19 protein-coding genes are annotated in these 16,248 nt (G+C 32.9%); 17 read left to right on the plus strand and 2 right to left on the minus strand.

The features are described 5' to 3' along the window. Positions 1 to 27: 27 nt before the first annotated feature. From BUC29_RS13065 to BUC29_RS13140, 16 genes are all read left to right on the plus strand, one after another. Positions 28 to 513: an SRPBCC family protein gene (locus BUC29_RS13065; RefSeq protein ID WP_073416616.1), complete on the plus strand. Its 486-nt coding sequence runs from the start codon at positions 28 to 30 to the stop codon at positions 511 to 513. 259 nt (positions 514 to 772) lie between these two features. Continuing rightward, complete coding sequence (locus BUC29_RS13070) at positions 773 to 1,669, plus strand: NmrA family NAD(P)-binding protein (protein ID WP_073416617.1); 897 nt, start codon at positions 773 to 775, stop codon at positions 1,667 to 1,669. Between the two features lie 12 nt (positions 1,670 to 1,681). Further along, on the plus strand, positions 1,682 to 2,596 hold the full coding sequence (locus tag BUC29_RS13075; protein WP_073416618.1) for a helix-turn-helix domain-containing protein: 915 nt from the start codon (positions 1,682 to 1,684) through the stop codon (positions 2,594 to 2,596). Between the two features lie 62 nt (positions 2,597 to 2,658). Beyond that, positions 2,659 to 3,084 carry a hypothetical protein gene (locus BUC29_RS13080; RefSeq protein ID WP_073416619.1) on the plus strand — a complete coding sequence of 142 codons (426 nt, stop codon included), beginning with the start codon at positions 2,659 to 2,661 and terminating at the stop codon, positions 3,082 to 3,084. Next, positions 3,084 to 3,299, plus strand: a complete 216-nt coding sequence (locus BUC29_RS13085) for an ArsR family transcriptional regulator (protein ID WP_073416620.1) — start codon at positions 3,084 to 3,086, stop codon at positions 3,297 to 3,299. The genes BUC29_RS13080 and BUC29_RS13085 overlap by 1 nt, the downstream gene beginning before the upstream one ends. 74 nt (positions 3,300 to 3,373) lie before the next feature. After that, a complete protein-coding gene (locus BUC29_RS13090) occupies positions 3,374 to 3,742 on the plus strand; it encodes a nuclear transport factor 2 family protein (RefSeq protein WP_073416621.1) in 369 nt (122 codons plus the stop codon). 78 nt (positions 3,743 to 3,820) lie between these two features. Then, on the plus strand, positions 3,821 to 4,870 hold the full coding sequence (locus tag BUC29_RS13095; RefSeq protein WP_073416622.1) for a serine hydrolase domain-containing protein: 1,050 nt from the start codon (positions 3,821 to 3,823) through the stop codon (positions 4,868 to 4,870). Between the two features lie 5 nt (positions 4,871 to 4,875). Then, positions 4,876 to 5,298, plus strand: a complete 423-nt coding sequence (locus tag BUC29_RS13100) for a DUF1801 domain-containing protein (protein ID WP_073416623.1) — start codon at positions 4,876 to 4,878, stop codon at positions 5,296 to 5,298. Between the two features lie 2 nt (positions 5,299 to 5,300). Beyond that, complete coding sequence (locus BUC29_RS13105; protein WP_073416624.1) at positions 5,301 to 6,404, plus strand: MBL fold metallo-hydrolase; 1,104 nt, start codon at positions 5,301 to 5,303, stop codon at positions 6,402 to 6,404. A 54-nt stretch (positions 6,405 to 6,458) separates the two neighbouring features. Beyond that, entirely contained in the window at positions 6,459 to 7,583 is a 1,125-nt protein-coding gene (locus tag BUC29_RS13110) for a lactonase family protein (protein WP_073416625.1), read from the plus strand. Positions 7,584 to 7,598: 15 nt separating this feature from the next. Then, complete coding sequence (locus BUC29_RS13115; protein ID WP_073416626.1) at positions 7,599 to 8,129, plus strand: GNAT family N-acetyltransferase; 531 nt, start codon at positions 7,599 to 7,601, stop codon at positions 8,127 to 8,129. Between the two features lie 144 nt (positions 8,130 to 8,273). After that, positions 8,274 to 8,855 carry an LOG family protein gene (locus BUC29_RS13120; protein ID WP_073416627.1) on the plus strand — a complete coding sequence of 194 codons (582 nt, stop codon included), beginning with the start codon at positions 8,274 to 8,276 and terminating at the stop codon, positions 8,853 to 8,855. Between the two features lie 54 nt (positions 8,856 to 8,909). Beyond that, a complete protein-coding gene (locus BUC29_RS13125) occupies positions 8,910 to 10,103 on the plus strand; it encodes an outer membrane beta-barrel protein (protein ID WP_073416628.1) in 1,194 nt (397 codons plus the stop codon). Positions 10,104 to 10,218: 115 nt separating this feature from the next. After that, positions 10,219 to 10,686, plus strand: coding sequence for an SRPBCC family protein (locus tag BUC29_RS13130; protein WP_073416728.1), 468 nt, complete (start codon positions 10,219 to 10,221; stop codon positions 10,684 to 10,686). 95 nt (positions 10,687 to 10,781) lie between these two features. Beyond that, positions 10,782 to 11,150 carry an iron chaperone gene (locus tag BUC29_RS13135; RefSeq protein ID WP_073416629.1) on the plus strand — a complete coding sequence of 123 codons (369 nt, stop codon included), beginning with the start codon at positions 10,782 to 10,784 and terminating at the stop codon, positions 11,148 to 11,150. After that, positions 11,147 to 11,830: a mutarotase gene (locus BUC29_RS13140; protein WP_073416630.1), complete on the plus strand. Its 684-nt coding sequence runs from the start codon at positions 11,147 to 11,149 to the stop codon at positions 11,828 to 11,830. Before BUC29_RS13135 ends, BUC29_RS13140 begins: the two co-directional genes overlap by 4 nt. Before the next feature lie 51 nt (positions 11,831 to 11,881). Here the strand turns inward: BUC29_RS13140 and BUC29_RS13145 are convergent, their stop codons facing one another. Together BUC29_RS13145 and BUC29_RS13150 are read right to left on the minus strand one after the other, a co-directional pair. After that, positions 11,882 to 12,244, minus strand: a complete 363-nt coding sequence (locus BUC29_RS13145) for a VOC family protein (RefSeq protein ID WP_073416631.1) — start codon at positions 12,242 to 12,244, stop codon at positions 11,882 to 11,884. Between the two features lie 55 nt (positions 12,245 to 12,299). Then, positions 12,300 to 14,447 carry a cation:proton antiporter gene (locus tag BUC29_RS13150; RefSeq protein ID WP_073416632.1) on the minus strand — a complete coding sequence of 716 codons (2,148 nt, stop codon included), beginning with the start codon at positions 14,445 to 14,447 and terminating at the stop codon, positions 12,300 to 12,302. Between the two features lie 319 nt (positions 14,448 to 14,766). Between BUC29_RS13150 and BUC29_RS13155 the strand changes: the two genes are divergently transcribed. Continuing rightward, complete coding sequence (locus BUC29_RS13155) at positions 14,767 to 16,194, plus strand: L-serine ammonia-lyase (RefSeq protein ID WP_073416633.1); 1,428 nt, start codon at positions 14,767 to 14,769, stop codon at positions 16,192 to 16,194. The last annotated feature ends 54 nt before the right edge of the window (positions 16,195 to 16,248 follow it).

A 16,248-nucleotide genomic window follows, 5' to 3' on the forward strand; every position in this document is an offset into this window, starting at 1 on the left:
TTGATATAATTTTTAAAAATCATAAAAATGAGCGCAACAGATTTTACAACAACAATAAAAGTCGATCAGTCTCCAGAAGAAGTTTTTAGAGCTGCTACAAATGTGCGAGACTGGTGGTCTGAAGAAATTGAAGGCAATACAGCCAATTTAAATGATGAATTTGATTATCATTATGAAGATGTTCATCGCTGTAAAATCAAACTAATAGAAGTAATTCCGAATCGGAAAATTGTCTGGCTGATTGAAGAAAACTTTTTCAAATTTACCGAAGACAAAAACGAATGGACAGGCACAAAACCAACTTTTGAAATTTCTGAAAAAGATGGAAAAACAGAACTTCGATTTACACATTTTGGATTAACATCAGAGTATGAATGTTTTGAAATCTGCCGCGATGCCTGGACAAATTACATTCAAAAAAGTTTGAAAAATTTAATCGAAACCGGAAAAGGAAACCCAAACGCAAGCGGAAAACCTCAAACCGAAAACGAAAAAAAATTATCTGCAAACTAATTTTTGGCCCGCAGATTTTACAGATTAAACAGATTTTTACAGCTTATTTTAAAATTTACCACAGATTAAATGATTAAAAAAATGTGAAAAAGTAAACAGCAAAAATCCGTTTCATCCATAAAATCTGTGGGCAATGCTCAAAACCATAGCATCTTAGTAACTTAGAATCTCAGCCACTTTTAAGCTACAACAATCATAGATTTGGCTACAGCCAAAGTTTTAATGTTACGCAACTTTGTAACATCAAAATTTAAGATTTATGAAAATTACAATTACAGGTTCTTTAGGGAACATCAGCAAACCTTTGGCGAAAGAATTAATTCAAAAAGGACATTCCGTTACCGTAATTACGAGCAGTAACGAGAGAAAAAATGAAATAGAAGCATTAGGCGCAAAAGCAGCAATTGGTTCTGTACAGGATTTAAGCTTTTTAACCCAGGCTTTTACCGGGGCAGATGCCGTTTATTGTATGATTCCGCGTGCCAATTATTTTGATCCCAATCTTGACTTAGATAGTTTTACCCGAAAAACAGGAAATGTGTATGCCCAAGCCATTAAACAATCTGGCGTAAAACATGTTGTATTCCTGAGCAGTATTGGCGCACATTTAAAAGAAAAATCAGGAATCATTCAGCGTTATAATGAAATCGAGTCGGTTTTAAATCAACTCTCAGATGTTTCCATTACATTTATGCGTCCAACTTCGTTTTATTACAATCTGCTGGCTTATATTCCTGCGATTAAAAATCAAGGTTTTATTTCGGCAAATTACGGAGCACATTCTACAATTCCGTGGGTTTCTCCAAACGATATTGCCAGCGCCATTGCTGAAGAACTTACAACTTCGCTTGACGGAAAAAAAGTTCGTTATGTAGCAAGCGAAGAATTAAACGGACATGAAACTGCTAAAATCCTGGGCGAAGCCATTGGAAAACCAGATTTAGAATGGAAATTAATCAGTGATGAAGAAGTTCTAAACGGATTAATTTCTGTGGGAATGCAGCCGAAAATCGCTGCAGGTTTAGTCGAAATGTATGCCGCACTTAACAACGATACTTTAGGCGCAGATTACTATCAAAATCGTCCGGAAGTTTTAGGAAAAACAAAACTGGCAGATTATGCAAAAGAATTTGCTGCAATTTATAACCAAAAATAGGTAACTTAGGCTATGGCAAATCTACAACCACATCGAATAAAAAGTATCAGCGAATTTCATGAGTTTAGGGGTTTGCCAAAGCCAGAGCATCCGCTTGTAAGCGTTTATAATTTTAAAGATTTAAAATACCTGAACGAACAGGAACCAAAAAGCTTAATCCTTGATTTTTATTCCATTGCACTCAAAAAAAATGCCAATGCCGTAATGCGTTACGGCCAGCAGGAATATGATTTTAAAGAAGGCGTATTATTATTTATTGCACCCGGCCAGGTTTTTTCTATCGAAGGCAATTCAGAATTACAGCACACGGGATATTCTTTATTAATTCACCCTGACTTTTTATGGAATACGCCGCTTGCGCAAAAAATAAAGCAATACGAATATTTTGGATATGCGGTTCATGAAGCGCTGCATCTTTCTGATAAAGAAGAAAAAATGATTATCGATATTATGAAAAATATTCAGCAGGAATATCAATCTAATATTGATAAATTCAGCGAGGATGTAATTATTGCACAAATAGAATTATTACTCACCTATTCTGAACGTTTTTACAACAGACAGTTTATCACCAGAAAAATAAGCAATCACGAAATTTTAGCTCGTTTAGAAAAACTTCTGGAACAATATTTTACAAATGATTCTTTATCCAAAAAAGGTCTGCCGACAGTTCTGTTTATTGCCGAAAACTTAAATGTTTCTCCTAATTATTTAAGTGCCTTATTAAAACATCTTACGGGACAGAGTACGCAGCAGCACATTCACGATAAACTGATTGAAAAAGCAAAAGAAAAACTATCTACCACAAATCTTTCAGTCAGCGAAATCGCTTTTGAATTAGGTTTTGAACATCAGCAGTCTTTTAGTAAGTTATTCAAAACCAAGACCAGTGTTTCGCCCATAGAATTCAGGCAGTCTTTCAATTAAAAAAAATTAAATGTAAACACTCATAATTTTCCTATATTCGTAAGATTAAAAAATTGAAACTTATGAGTCCCTTTTTAAGGAATACTTTAGCTGTTATAGCCGGAATTGTTGTTGGGAGTTTTATTAATATGAGCATTATCGCAATAAGTGAATCCATTATCCCGCTTCCGGAAGGAGTTGATAATAAAACAATGGAAGGACTTCAAAAAACAATGCATTTGTATGAAGCAAAGCATTATATATTTCCATTTCTCGCCCATGCTGTAGGGACATTTTTCGGTGCCGTTACAACAGCTTTAATTGCCATAAAACATAAAAAGAAATTAGCTCTGGGTATTGGTGCATTTTTCCTTTTTGGAGGAATTGTAATGGTTTGTTCGCTTCCTTCTCCTATTTGGTTTACAATAGCAGATCTTGTCTTTGCTTATATCCCGATGGCGTATTTAGCGTTAAGATTTGCTTGTAGAAAACAGAAAAAAGCAAAATAATGAGCGAGAAACCTGCAAAACAAAAACCGGCAAAAATGTGTTACGAACATTTAGGTGGAAAACTGGGGCAATTACTCGCCATAAATTTTGCAGAAAAAGGCTGGATTGCAAAGAAAACTCCAACTGATAAACATTTTTACATTACAGATTTAGGCTTAAAAGAATTCGCAAAATTAGGCCTTGATATTTCTCAGATAAAATCAGAAGATTTATAAAAAATCGTTTTCATTTAATTTCAAAAACGTACCCTTAAATTCCTTACCTTAGTTTGCTTTTAATCCTTTAAATTATGACTAAGAAAGAAATTGCAGAAAACTTTTTAAAGCTTGCCGCAAGCGGACATTCACACGAAGCGTTCCGATTGTATGTGGGCAAAAATTTCAAACATCATAATGCTCATTTTAAAGGAGATGCCGATACTTTGATGCTGGCAATGGAAGAATCTTCGAGAAAAAATCCCAATAAAATTTTTAAAATTCATCATATTTTAGAAGATGAAAATCTGGTTGCGGTGCATTCGCATTTAAAACAAACACCAGCTGATATCGGTTTTGCCGTAGTTCATATTTTAAAGTTCAAATCTGATAAAATTGTAGAACTTTGGGATCTCGGGCAACCAATTCCAAAAGATACTATTAATGAAAATGGAATGTTTTGATTAATTGTTAATGGTGAATTGTTAATGGTGAATTGTTAATTATAAAATATTTCTGAAAGCTGAAAACTTAGACTGAAAATGAACATTCAATACAAAATTCCTGTTTTATTATTTTTTACTTTTCTTTTATCGTGCTGTAATTCATCTGCACAAAAAAAAGATGATTTCTCTACAAAGATTGACAGTGTTATTGAAAATAGCACTTCTCCGTTTTTTAATGGCGCCGTATTAATTTCCAAAAACGGAAAAACATTATATTCGAATGTAAAAGGTTTTGCCAATTTTGAGACCAAAAAGCCTTTAACCATAAATTCTCAGTTTGAAATTATGTCAAACAGTAAACAGGTTGCGGCAATTTTACTTTTACTGGAAGTTGAAAAAGGTAAAGTCGATTTAAACTCTCCTATTAAAAAATATCTTCCTGAATTAACGCAATCATGGGCAGATTCTGTTACGGTTCATCAGCTTTTAAATCATTCGCACGGAATTGTTGATTTGCAAAAACCTTTGGCTTTTAAACCCGGAACCAAATTTAGTTACGGAAACTTAAGTTTTGGTCTTGTGGAAAAAATTGTAGAATTCAGCACTCAGAAAAAATATTCAGAAACTGCCGATGCTCTTTTTAAAAAGCTAAAAATGAACAATACATTTTGCTATTCTAAAGACAAAACCCAAAATTTAGCGACAGGATATTACAATGCAAAAAATGTTTTAGAACCTGTTACTTCAACTCAAATCACACCCCAAAGTTTAGGTGCAGACGGAGTTGTTTCGACTGTAAATGACTTATCGATTTGGAATAATAATCTTCACAAAGGAAAAATTCTAAAACCAGAAATATACCAATTAATGCTAAAATATACTATTGCTGCACAACATGATTTTTTTGGCAAAGCTGATGAAGGTTATGGATACGGAATTAAAATTATCGAAAATGAAGTAGTTAAATATGTTGGCCATACGGGACTTGGCGACGGATTTTCTTCTGTAAACTTATACTTTCCCGAAAGCAGCGTCAGTTTAATTGTTTTAGAAAATCAAATGAATGAAAATCGCGATTTGTTTTATATTTCTGAACTTAAAATCAAAAACATTCTGTTAAAAAGCGATTTAGTTCGTCAAAAATAGTAGGCATGGCAAAAAATAAAACAGCAGAAACAGAAGGCAGCGTTATTGATTTTATAAATGCTGTAGACAGTGAAGCAAAAAGAAATGATGCTTTTGAACTGATAAGAATAATGAAATCAATTACAGGTTTTGAACCAAAAATGTGGGGACCAAGCATTATTGGTTTTGGAAGTTATCATTACAAATATGCAACAGGACATGAAGGCGACGCGCCTTTGGCAGCATTTTCTCCCAGAAAAGCAGCAACAACAATTTACTTTTATTTACCCGAAGAAAAAAGAGATGAACTTTTTGTAAATCTGGGAAAATACAAAGTCTCAAAAGCATGCATTTACATCAAAAAATTAGCAGATATTGATATCGAAATTTTAAAAAAGATAATTTTACTTTCGATTGAATACACTCAAAATTTATATCCTCAAAAATAACAATGATCACATTCTTAATTCTATTATTAGTAATAGTTCTTCTGGTTTACAATTTTTTACAACATCCAAAATTCGGAAAAAAACCTTCCGGCGAAAGATTAGCTTTAATCGAAAAGTCGCCACAATATAAAAATGGAAAATTTGAAAACCAGAGTTTCACACCAGATCTGGCCGAAGAAGAAAGTTTTATTGGCGTTTTAATAGAATTTTTATTTAAAAAAGTCGAAAGAAAAATACCGAAAGATTTGATTCCGTCTATAAAAACCAATTTACATGAGCTTTCTCCCGATCAGGATGTCTTAGTTTGGTTTGGGCATTCGTCGTACTTTATTCAGATTGAAGGAAAACGTTTTTTAATCGATCCCGTTTTCAGCGGAAACGCCTCTCCTATTTCGGGCACAACAAAATCCTTTAAAGGAAGTGATATTTATACCGTTGATGATCTTCCGGAAATTGATTATTTATTAATAACACATGACCATTATGATCATTTAGATTATAAAACGATTATCGAATTAAAACCAAAAGTCAAAAAAATAATTACAGCGCTTGGCGTTGGCTCACACTTTGAGTTTTGGGGATTTCCTACAGAAAATATTATAGAAAAAGACTGGAACGAAAAAATCGAATTAGATGAAAATCTAACGCTATATACAGCACCTGCAAGACATTTTTCCGGCAGAAGTTTTAAACGCTGCAATACACTTTGGACTTCATTTATTCTGGAAACCAAAGATTTCAGAATGTATTTGGGAGGAGACAGCGGTTATGACAAACATTTTGCTGAAATTGGCGAAAAATTCGGCTCTTTTGACATTGTTTTACTCGATAACGGGCAATATAACCCAAAATGGAAATACATTCATAACATGCCCGAAGATGTTATAAAAGCAATGAAAGATTTAAGAGCAAAACGAGTTTTTCCTGTACATTCATCAAAATTTGCATTATCACTTCATTCCTGGGATGAACCTTTAATTAGAATATCTGAATTGAATGCAAATTCCGAAAATCCTATTCCGCTAATTACACCCATGATTGGAGAATTAGTAGAACTAAAAAATAAAAATCAGGAATTTAAACAATGGTGGAAAGGGGTTAGGTAATTTTTGATTGTTAATGGTTGATGGTTGATTGTAGTTACCTTGAAATTTAAAAAAATGAAACAAAAAATAAATCTATTCATAATAGCATTTTTCCTTGTATACAATGCATTTTCGCAAAATACCTATGTCTTTTTAGGATCGTATAATCGTGATAAATCAGCAGAAGCAATTCAGGTTTTTCAATTGGATACTTTAAACGGAAAACTGACAAAAGTTACGGCGGTTAAAAATATTGTAAATCCATCTTATTTGGCAATTTCTCCTAACGGAAAATACGTTTATGCCTGCACCGATACCAAAACACCAAATGCCGGAAGTGTCAGCAGTTTTGAATTTAATCCTGAAAACAAAAGCCTTACTTTTTTAAACAGTCAGAGAAGCGGCGGCGAAAATCCGGTATATGTTTCTGTTCACAAAAGCGGAAAATGGCTTGCTAATGCTAATTATACCGAAGGAAGTGTTTCGGTTTATCCAATTCTTGAAAACGGAAAAATCGATTCGATTGCACAGAATTTTCAATATACGGAAGGAAGTACACACAAAGAAAGACAAACAAGATCACATGTTCATTCGGCCGTATTTTCGCCTCAATTCGATTATTTGTTTTTACCCGATCTAGGTGCCGATAAAATTCGCTGTTACGCATTTGATGAAAATAAAAAACAGCCTTTAACGGAAACAAAAAATCCGTTTATAAAAACTGATTTAGAAGCCGGACCGCGGCATTTTACTTTTCACCCAAATCAAAAATTTGGTTATTGCATTGAAGAAATGGCCGGACAAATCAGTGTTTATAAGTATGAAAAGGGTGTTTTAAATAAAATTCAGCGTATTGCCACACATATTGATAAAATTAAAGACGGGTTTGAAAGCTCTGATATTCATATTTCTCCAGACGGAAAATTTCTGTACGCCACAAACCGCGGCAAAGAAAACAACATTGCTATATTTTCTATAGATGAAAACGGTCTTTTGAAAAATATTGGTTATCAATCGACTTTAGGAAAACATCCAAGAGTTTTTGCGATTGATGAAAGCGGGAAATTTTTAATTGCATCAAATGTGATTACAGGAAATATTATTGTTTTTAGAAGAAATCCTAAAACCGGATTACTTAAAAAAACAGGAAAACAAATTAAAATGGAAAATGTTTCCTGTGTACAGATTAAGAAATACTAACAAAAAAATTAAAAAATGACAACACCATATTTCAATTTACAACCAGATTTTCTGGAAGATGAAATCACAAAATTAGTTCCGTTAAAAGAAAGTGATTTTGAAGAATTGTATAAAGTCGCTTCAGATCCTTTAATTTGGGAACAACATCCAATTAAAGACCGCTATAAAAGGGATGTTTTTCAATCCTTTTTTGAAACAGCCATAAATTCAAAAGGTTCATTTTTAATTCTGGATAAAAAAACCAATGAAATTATGGGAACTACACGTTATTATGATTATAATCCCGAAAAATCGAGCGTTGCGATTGGTTATACATTTATTGCCCGAAAATATTGGGGCGGTCCTTATAATAATTCTACAAAGAAACTATTGATAGATTATGCATTTCAGCATGTAGACTCGGTTTTGTTTCATATCGGCGTCGAAAACTTCCGTTCGCAAAAAGCAGTTTCAAAACTCGGAGCAGAGAAAATAAATACAATTCTTGTTACGCATAACGGCGTAAGCATTCCGCATTTTGAATATCAATTACTTAAAAAATTATGAGTATGAATGATGAGTTGTGAGTTGCTTTACCCTGTGTTTAATTAATAACTCACAACACATAACTTATAACTTATAATTTATAATTCATAACTTATAATTCATAACTTATAATTCATAACTTATAATTCATAACTAAATAAAACAATGAATAGAATAACCGTTTTTTGCGGATCAAGTTTTGGTACCGAAGAAATCTATAAAGAACAAGCCGAATTATTAGGAAAAACATTAGCAAAGCAAAATATTGGTTTGGTATACGGCGGAGCAAATGTTGGTTTAATGGGCGCCGTAGCAGATGGAGCTTTAAGCGAAAATGGAACTGTAATTGGTGTTTTGCCTAACTTTTTAAGATCAAAAGAAATTGCCCATCTTGGCTTAACCGAATTAATTTTGGTTGAAAGCATGCATGAGCGCAAAACCAAAATGAATGATTTATGTGATGGTGTAATTGCGCTTCCGGGTGGTTTTGGAACTCTGGAAGAACTTTTTGAAATGCTCACATGGGCACAATTAGGGCTTCATAAAAAACCTATCGCAATTTTAAACATTAATGGGTTTTATGACTCTCTTTTAGAATTACTTGAAACTATGACCGAAAAAGGTCTTTTGAAAGAAGTAAACAAAAATATGCTTTTGGTAAGCGATGATATTGACGATTTATTAAAGCAGATGAAAAATTATGTTCCGCCGTCGGTTGGAAAGTGGATTGATAAAGGTAAAGTCTAAAAAAATAAAACCTATATTCGCACCCAAAAATAAATCTAACTATTTAAACCAAAAATGAAAAAACCATTACTATTGCTGCTTTTCATATTAAGCATGCATTCTTATGCCCAAATTACTTTTGAAAAAGGGTATTTTATTGACAATAACGATAAAAAAACAGAATGCCTTATTAAAAATTTAGACTGGCGTAACAATCCAACTGAATTTGAATACAAATTAGACGAACAGGATCAGTCTCAAAAAATCAATATCACACAAGCTAAAGAATTTGGAATTTATAAGGTTTCAAAATACATAAGACAAACTGTAAATATTGACCGTTCAAGAACAATTTTAAGCGAGCTGGATTATGACAAAAGTCCAAAATTCAATGAAGAAAAATTATTTTTAAAAGTTTTAATCGAAGGAAAAGCTAATTTATATGAATATGAAAACTCAGATATCAGCCGTTTCTTTTTTAAGACTGAGAATACACCTATTACACAATTAATTTGCAAATCATACAAAATATCAGATACTGAAGTAGGAGAAAACAACACGTTTAGAAATCAAATCTATACCGAATTAAAATGTGAAAACATCAACATTCAAAGCATTAAATACCTCAATTATACAAAAGCTGGTTTATCTAAAATTTTTGCAAAATACAATCAATGCCAAAACTCTGAGTTTACAAATTTTGAAACGACGCAAAAGAAAGATTTATTTAATTTAACTATTAGACCTGGTATCAAAAATTCAAGTTTTTCTGCAAAAAATGCTATTTATACTAATTATAATGCTGATTTTGGATCTAAAATTGGCTTTAGACTTGGTGTTGAAGCTGAAATGATTTTGCCTTTTAATAAAAATAAATGGGCAATAATAATTGAACCAACTTACCAATCTTATAAAGCTGAGGATTCTCAACCCAATTTAACTTCAAAAATTGATTACAGTTCTATCGAATTGCCTATTGGTATTAGGCATTATTTTTTCCTGAACAATACTTCTAAAATATTTGTAAACGCTCAGTATCAAATTGATATAGCTATAAAAAATAAAGCATCTTTTAAAGTTACAAATTTAGCAGACGATTTAAATGTTGATTCATCCGGAGGCATCACATTTGGTTTGGGATATAACTACAAGAAAAAATATAGTACTGAGTTTAGAATGGGTTTGTCAAGAGATCTTTTTAGCAAATATGGCGCTTGGACGTCTGATTATAAAACCATTGCGCTTATTTTTGGATATACGATATTCTAAAAAACCATTTTTTAATATAATAAAAGCTTTACAAATTCCTGTAAAGCTTTTTTTATTTCCTAAATTAGTTACCTCAAAAAATATTACGATTAAAATTTACTTCATATATAAAAAAATGAAAACAGAAAACAACAAATATGCAAAAGCCGAAATGCTGATTAGAAAACCTGTTTCAGAAGTTTTTCAGGCTTTTATTGACCCGGAAATAACCAGTAAATTTTGGTTTACAAAAGGCTCCGGAAAATTAGTAGAAAACCAAAAAACAGAATGGACCTGGGAAATGTATGGTTTTTCTCTTTCTGTGACGACATTGGTTTTGCAGGAAAATAAAAAGATTGTCGTTGAATGGGGAAATCCTGATGAAACAACTTTAGTCGAATGGATTTTTACACCTTTAAACGAAAATGAAACTTTTGTAAGTATAACAAATTCCGGTTTAAAAGGAGATTCAGATAAAATAATCGATCAGGTTCGCAATTCTACGGAAGGCTTTACGTTAGTTTTAGCCGGAGCAAAAGCTTATCTGGAACATCAATTACAATTAAATTTAGTTTTGGACAGATTTCCAAAAGGATTAGCATAAATTTAGTTTCGGGTTTCAGGTTTTATTAGAATTTCAAGTTCCGTGCTTCAACCTGAAACTTGAAACCTGAAACCTGAAACTTTAAACAAAAAATTATGGAAACTAAGAAACCCGAAAATATCGACGAATACATCGGTGGATTTCCGAATGACGTTCAGGAAATTTTAGAAAAAGTGAGAATGACGATTCAAAAAGCGGCTCCGGAGGCAAAAGAAAAAATCAGTTATTCGATGCCGGCTTTTGAACAAAACGGAATTGTGGTCTATTTTGCTGCTTTTAAAAATCATATCGGACTTTACGCTTTTCCAAGCGGACATGAAGCTTTTAAGGAAGAACTTTCTAAATATAAATCCGGAAAAGGTTCTGTTCAGTTTCCTTTAAAAGAAAAAATGCCTTATGATTTAATTACTAAAATTGTAAAATTTAGAGTGAAAGAAAATCTGGAGAAAGCAAAAAAGAAATGAATTTAGCAGAACATTACAATCAACTTTACAAAACTTCTTCTGATACCATTTTAAATGGAAATTACGATTTAGATGCAAAAATAAATTCCGTTTCCGATTCCCGATTTGGTATTGCCCTCCTTCTGCGCCCCAGCGAAAAAATCAAAACCAACATTAAACAGTTTTTAAACGAATTAAAAGCTATCGAACCTAATCAATATTATTATCCTGATTCTGACATTCACATAACAGTAATGTCTATTATTTCATGTTACGAAGGTTTTAGTTTAGAAAAAATTGATATCAAAGACTATATCAAAATCATTCAAAAAAGTGTAAAAGAATTAAGAGAAATTAAAATCGATTTTAAAGGCGTAACAGCTTCAAATTCTGCCATAATGATTCAGGGATTTCCTTCTGACGAATCTTTAAATGATTTAAGAAATAAGCTTCGCAAGAATTTTAAAAGTTCAGCTTTAGAACAAAGTATCGACAGTCGGTATTCTATTGCTACGGCGCATTCAACCGTAATACGCTTTACAGAAAAACTTCAAAATACAAAAAAATTAATGGACGTTGTCGAGCAATTTCGTAATTATAATTTCGGAGAATTTACAGCCAATAAACTCGAATTAGTTTTTAATGATTGGTATCAGAGAAAAAAAAACACAATTGATTTAGCTGAGTTTAATTTGAGTTGAGTTTTCGCCAACAATTCACCAGTTCTCTATCGCTCGGTCGTGGCGGAAAAATTATTTTTTAAAAGTTCCAAAATGCCACAAAACCCCAGACGGATCGTGGAGAAAACATTCGCTCCCCCAATCTAAATGACGTGTTGGTGTTAGTTTTACGCCATATTTTTCAGTTAAGTTTAAGGCAAAAAGTTCGTTATAATAACGCTCAGCGTCATCAACTTCAAGGAAAATCATCGTATTTTCAATCCAGTTTTTATCATAATAATCTTGTAGATAAAAAGCCGTATCTCCTGATTTAAAAACTGAAAAATTAGATTCTAAAACTACTTCTTCAAAACCTAAATCACGATAAAAGCTTCTCGAAACTTCGAAATTTTTAGCGCCTATAAATGGTCGTATTGATTTTATGCTGTGGTTCATTTCAATTGATATTAATTATTTTTTTAAACTTGCTAACCTATCAAAAAAAATATTTTTACCCCTTCTTCAAAATACTTCCTAAACCACGTCCAATCTGCTCAATAGCTTCCAGACTTTTGGTTAATGGAGTTGCGGTAAAATCTTCATAAGCATCCATCGAACTAATTTTACGATCGTCTTGCGGATAAACCAGAATGATATTATTATCGTTGAAGAATTTTTCGAACTTTTGCGGCAGTCTGTCAAAAATAGAATGATATGAAACGGAACCTTTTCTCGATAAATTGAAAACAATTAAATCTGTTGGTTTAATTTCATCAGAAATAGCTTCAAAATCATCCCATTCTGTAACAGATTTAAAACCTAATTTAGCATTTAATCGAAGGTTATTGGCAATTTGCTGAATAGTTTGATGCGTTTTATATTCGGCATAAAGAACTATCGGAATACTTAATTCCTGTGACAATCTGCATATTTTTTGTAATAAAAGCTGAAACCCAATTCCTCTTTCTGAAAAAGGCGGACAAATAAAAACCAATCTTTTATCTTCAATAAAATTTCGCTGAAACCTGCTTATAAATAAACTTTTATCAACATTGTTTATAATCGAATCAACATTTTCTCCAAAAATTTTGTCTAAGAAACCGGTCTTTTTCGGCCAGCCCACAATCACAATATCCGACATTATTTCTTTGGAAGTTCTTGCAATTCCGCTCGCAGGATTATGGTCAATTCTAGCAATTGTATTTATTTTCACTTCAGATGCAGATCCCTGAATTACAAATTTATCAACTGCTTTTCTGTATTTTAAAATGTTTTTTTCGGCCTGATCGTTATTAGGAACAATTGTTAAAAGCGTAACCGGATTTGATGATTTTTTATCTTTTATCAAAAGTGCAAAATCAAGCAAACTGGCTGCTGCCGAAGTTTTTGCTAACGGAATTAAAATATGTTCATCTAAAATTTGATCGCTTCCTTCATTTTCATGCGAAATCTCCTCTTCGCAAATTGCAATCTTTTTAGCTGCCTTTTCGGTTGCAAAGGAGGCAACAATACAGGTTATCAGAATTAAAATAATAGTTCCGTTTAAAATATTCTCATCCAAAATTTTAGCCTTAAAACCAACTAAAATTACAGCAAGTGTTGCCGCGGCATGCGCACTGCTCAGACCAAAAATAAGCTGTCTTTCGGTTTTGCTGTATTTAAAAACGACTTGAGTAAAAAATGCTGCAATCCATTTCCCAAAAATAGCAACAACACTCAAAGTTGCGGCCACAATTAGAGCCATTGGACCACTCAAAATCACACTTACATCTACCAGCATTCCAACAGAAATAAGAAAGAAAGGAATAAACAATGAATTCCCTATAAATTCAATTCTGTTCATTAAAGCTGATGAATGCGGTATTAATGGATTTAATGCCAAACCTGCAACGAAAGCGCCAATAATTGGTTCTACTCCAGCCACTTCCGCTAAAAACGCTGCAAAGAATACGACAGACAATACAAAAATATAATGGGCGTGTTTTTCGCTTTCAAGCTTTTTAAAAAACCATTTGGCAATTCTCGGAATCAGTAAAAACATAATGGCAGAGAAAATGGCCAAAGAAACGCCTAATTTTATCCAAAAAGCCTGATTTAAGCTTCCCTGAGCGCTTCCCATAATTACGGCCAAAATTATTAAAACTGCAGTATCGGTTAAAATTGTTCCTCCAACAGTTATGGCAACGGCCTGATTTTTTGCAATTCCGAGTTTGCTCACAATTGGATAAGCTACCAAAGTGTGTGTCGCAAACATACTGGCTGTTAAAAAACTGGCATTAAAATCATATTTTAGCAAGTAAAAACAAACCGGAAAACCAATAGAAAGTGGTAAAATGAAGGTAAAAAATCCAAACAATAAACTTTTGTTTCTATTAGCTTTAAATTCGTTCATATCAAGTTCAAGACCGGCAATAAACATGATATACAAAAGTCCGATTGTCGAAAATAAATCGACTGCAGAGTTTTTAGCCAAAATATTCAATCCGTGCGGGCCAATAATAACTCCGGAAATAATCAAACCAATAATTCCGGGAATATTTATTTTTTTAAGCAAAATCGGCGACAGCAAAATAATAAAAAGTATTAATGAAAAAATCAATACCGGATTGCTTAAAGGAAGTTCAAATTCGTGTAAAAAATGCTTGAAAAATTCTATCATAATGTAATTTTATCTTTTTGTGGTATTCTAAATTTTCGTAAAAAGACATTGCTAGAATTAAAACGAAATCATCTGAAGTTTCGGTTAATTGCAATTTTTAGATAATTAAAAGAAACAGCAGATTTAGAGAGTTGCATCTTTACAAAAATACCGAAAAAAGGTTAACTTTTTACGAAAACCCCATATTACGGAATTAAATTTATTTCGTTGCCAAATTATTAAAATTTAATATCTTTTTTAACAAATACGCAAGATTAACATTCAAAATTAATACATCATTGCATTATTCAATTATCTTTGTCTTAACAAAACTTGAACAATGGAAGAATGTATCTCTGTTTTTGATATGCTTAAAATTGGCGTTGGCCCTTCAAGCTCACATACTTTAGGTCCGTGGAGAGCCGCCGAACGTTTTTTAGAAGAGTTAAAAAACGAATCGATTTTAGATCAGGTTAAACGTGTAAAAGTTGATTTATACGGTTCCCTTTCTTTGACCGGAAAAGGACATGCTACTGATTTATCTGTTATGCTTGGTTTGAGTGGACAGGATCCTGAATATATTCCGGTTGAAAATATTGCCGGAATTATTAAAACTATCGAAGACACAAACGAGATTCATCTCGCAAACGAATATAAAATTCCGTTTTATTTTCTTCAGGACATTGTTTTCAATAAAGAATTTCTTCCTTTCCATGCAAATGGATTAAAATTTACGGCCTACAAAGAAGATGATTCTGAATACGAATCTACTTTTTATTCTATCGGTGGTGGATTTGTGGTAAAAGAAGAACGCGAAAATGCCAAAATCAAAGAAGTTATAAAATGTGCTTTCCCTTTTCCGGTTCAAAATGCGGTTGAACTTTTAAACTATACTATTTCTGAAAACAAATCGATTTCTGAAATCGTATATGAAAATGAAAAATCGATGCGTTCTGAAGAGGAAATCCATTCAGAATTAATGCGTATTTGGAATACAATGCTGGAGTGCATGTACATTGGCTGTCATTCAGAAGGAATTCTTCCTGGCGGCTTACATGTTCGCAGACGCGCTTTTGATATGCATCAAAATTTAATTGGACTTTCTAATTATACAGATCCTCAATCGTGGCTTCAGGAAATTAGAAAAACCGAGGTTAAATTTCGTCAAATTTTAAAATGGGTAAGCTGTTTTGCACTGGCTGTAAACGAAGTAAATGCTTCTTTAGGCCGGGTAGTTACGGCACCAACCAACGGAAGCGCAGGCGTTATTCCAGCGGTTTTAATGTATTATATGGTTATTGAAAATCATAATGCAGGCGAAAAAGAAATCAAACAATTTTTGATGGTTGCCGGAGAAATTGGAAGTATCTTTAAGAAAGGTTCTACCATTTCTGCCGCAATGGGTGGCTGTCAGGCCGAAATTGGCGTTTCGTCATCGATGGCGGCGGCGGCACTTTGCGAATTAATGGGCGGAACTCCGGCTCAGGTTTTAATGGCGGCAGAAATTGCAATGGAACATCATCTTGGCTTAACCTGTGATCCAATTGGCGGTCTGGTTCAGATTCCGTGCATTGAAAGAAATACAATGGGTGCCATAAAAGCCATTAATGCCGCCGAACTGGCTCTTGAAACCGATTCTAAAAATGCAAAAGTTCCTCTGGATAAAGTAATTGGAACAATGTGGGAAACTGCAAAAGACATGAATTCTAAATACAAAGAAACTTCAGAAGGCGGACTGGCAATTGCCGTAAATATGGCCGATTGCTAAAAAATTTATTACCACAGATTAATAAATCTGAAAAGATTTTTAATTTGTGGTAAA

Source organism: Flavobacterium defluvii, from assembly GCF_900129555.1.
GTDB lineage: Bacteria > Bacteroidota > Bacteroidia > Flavobacteriales > Flavobacteriaceae > Flavobacterium > Flavobacterium defluvii.

Coding starts and splice junctions, on each gene's coding strand:
- BUC29_RS13065 (WP_073416616.1), top strand. CDS start 28: ATGAGCGCAACAGATTTTACAACAACAATAAAAGTCGATCAGTCTCCA.
- BUC29_RS13070 (WP_073416617.1), top strand. CDS start 773: ATGAAAATTACAATTACAGGTTCTTTAGGGAACATCAGCAAACCTTTG.
- BUC29_RS13075 (WP_073416618.1), top strand. CDS start 1,682: ATGGCAAATCTACAACCACATCGAATAAAAAGTATCAGCGAATTTCAT.
- BUC29_RS13080 (WP_073416619.1), top strand. CDS start 2,659: ATGAGTCCCTTTTTAAGGAATACTTTAGCTGTTATAGCCGGAATTGTT.
- BUC29_RS13085 (WP_073416620.1), top strand. CDS start 3,084: ATGAGCGAGAAACCTGCAAAACAAAAACCGGCAAAAATGTGTTACGAA.
- BUC29_RS13090 (WP_073416621.1), top strand. CDS start 3,374: ATGACTAAGAAAGAAATTGCAGAAAACTTTTTAAAGCTTGCCGCAAGC.
- BUC29_RS13095 (WP_073416622.1), top strand. CDS start 3,821: ATGAACATTCAATACAAAATTCCTGTTTTATTATTTTTTACTTTTCTT.
- BUC29_RS13100 (WP_073416623.1), top strand. CDS start 4,876: ATGGCAAAAAATAAAACAGCAGAAACAGAAGGCAGCGTTATTGATTTT.
- BUC29_RS13105 (WP_073416624.1), top strand. CDS start 5,301: ATGATCACATTCTTAATTCTATTATTAGTAATAGTTCTTCTGGTTTAC.
- BUC29_RS13110 (WP_073416625.1), top strand. CDS start 6,459: ATGAAACAAAAAATAAATCTATTCATAATAGCATTTTTCCTTGTATAC.
- BUC29_RS13115 (WP_073416626.1), top strand. CDS start 7,599: ATGACAACACCATATTTCAATTTACAACCAGATTTTCTGGAAGATGAA.
- BUC29_RS13120 (WP_073416627.1), top strand. CDS start 8,274: ATGAATAGAATAACCGTTTTTTGCGGATCAAGTTTTGGTACCGAAGAA.
- BUC29_RS13125 (WP_073416628.1), top strand. CDS start 8,910: ATGAAAAAACCATTACTATTGCTGCTTTTCATATTAAGCATGCATTCT.
- BUC29_RS13130 (WP_073416728.1), top strand. CDS start 10,219: ATGAAAACAGAAAACAACAAATATGCAAAAGCCGAAATGCTGATTAGA.
- BUC29_RS13135 (WP_073416629.1), top strand. CDS start 10,782: ATGGAAACTAAGAAACCCGAAAATATCGACGAATACATCGGTGGATTT.
- BUC29_RS13140 (WP_073416630.1), top strand. CDS start 11,147: ATGAATTTAGCAGAACATTACAATCAACTTTACAAAACTTCTTCTGAT.
- BUC29_RS13145 (WP_073416631.1), bottom strand. CDS start 12,244: ATGAACCACAGCATAAAATCAATACGACCATTTATAGGCGCTAAAAAT.
- BUC29_RS13150 (WP_073416632.1), bottom strand. CDS start 14,447: ATGATAGAATTTTTCAAGCATTTTTTACACGAATTTGAACTTCCTTTA.
- BUC29_RS13155 (WP_073416633.1), top strand. CDS start 14,767: ATGGAAGAATGTATCTCTGTTTTTGATATGCTTAAAATTGGCGTTGGC.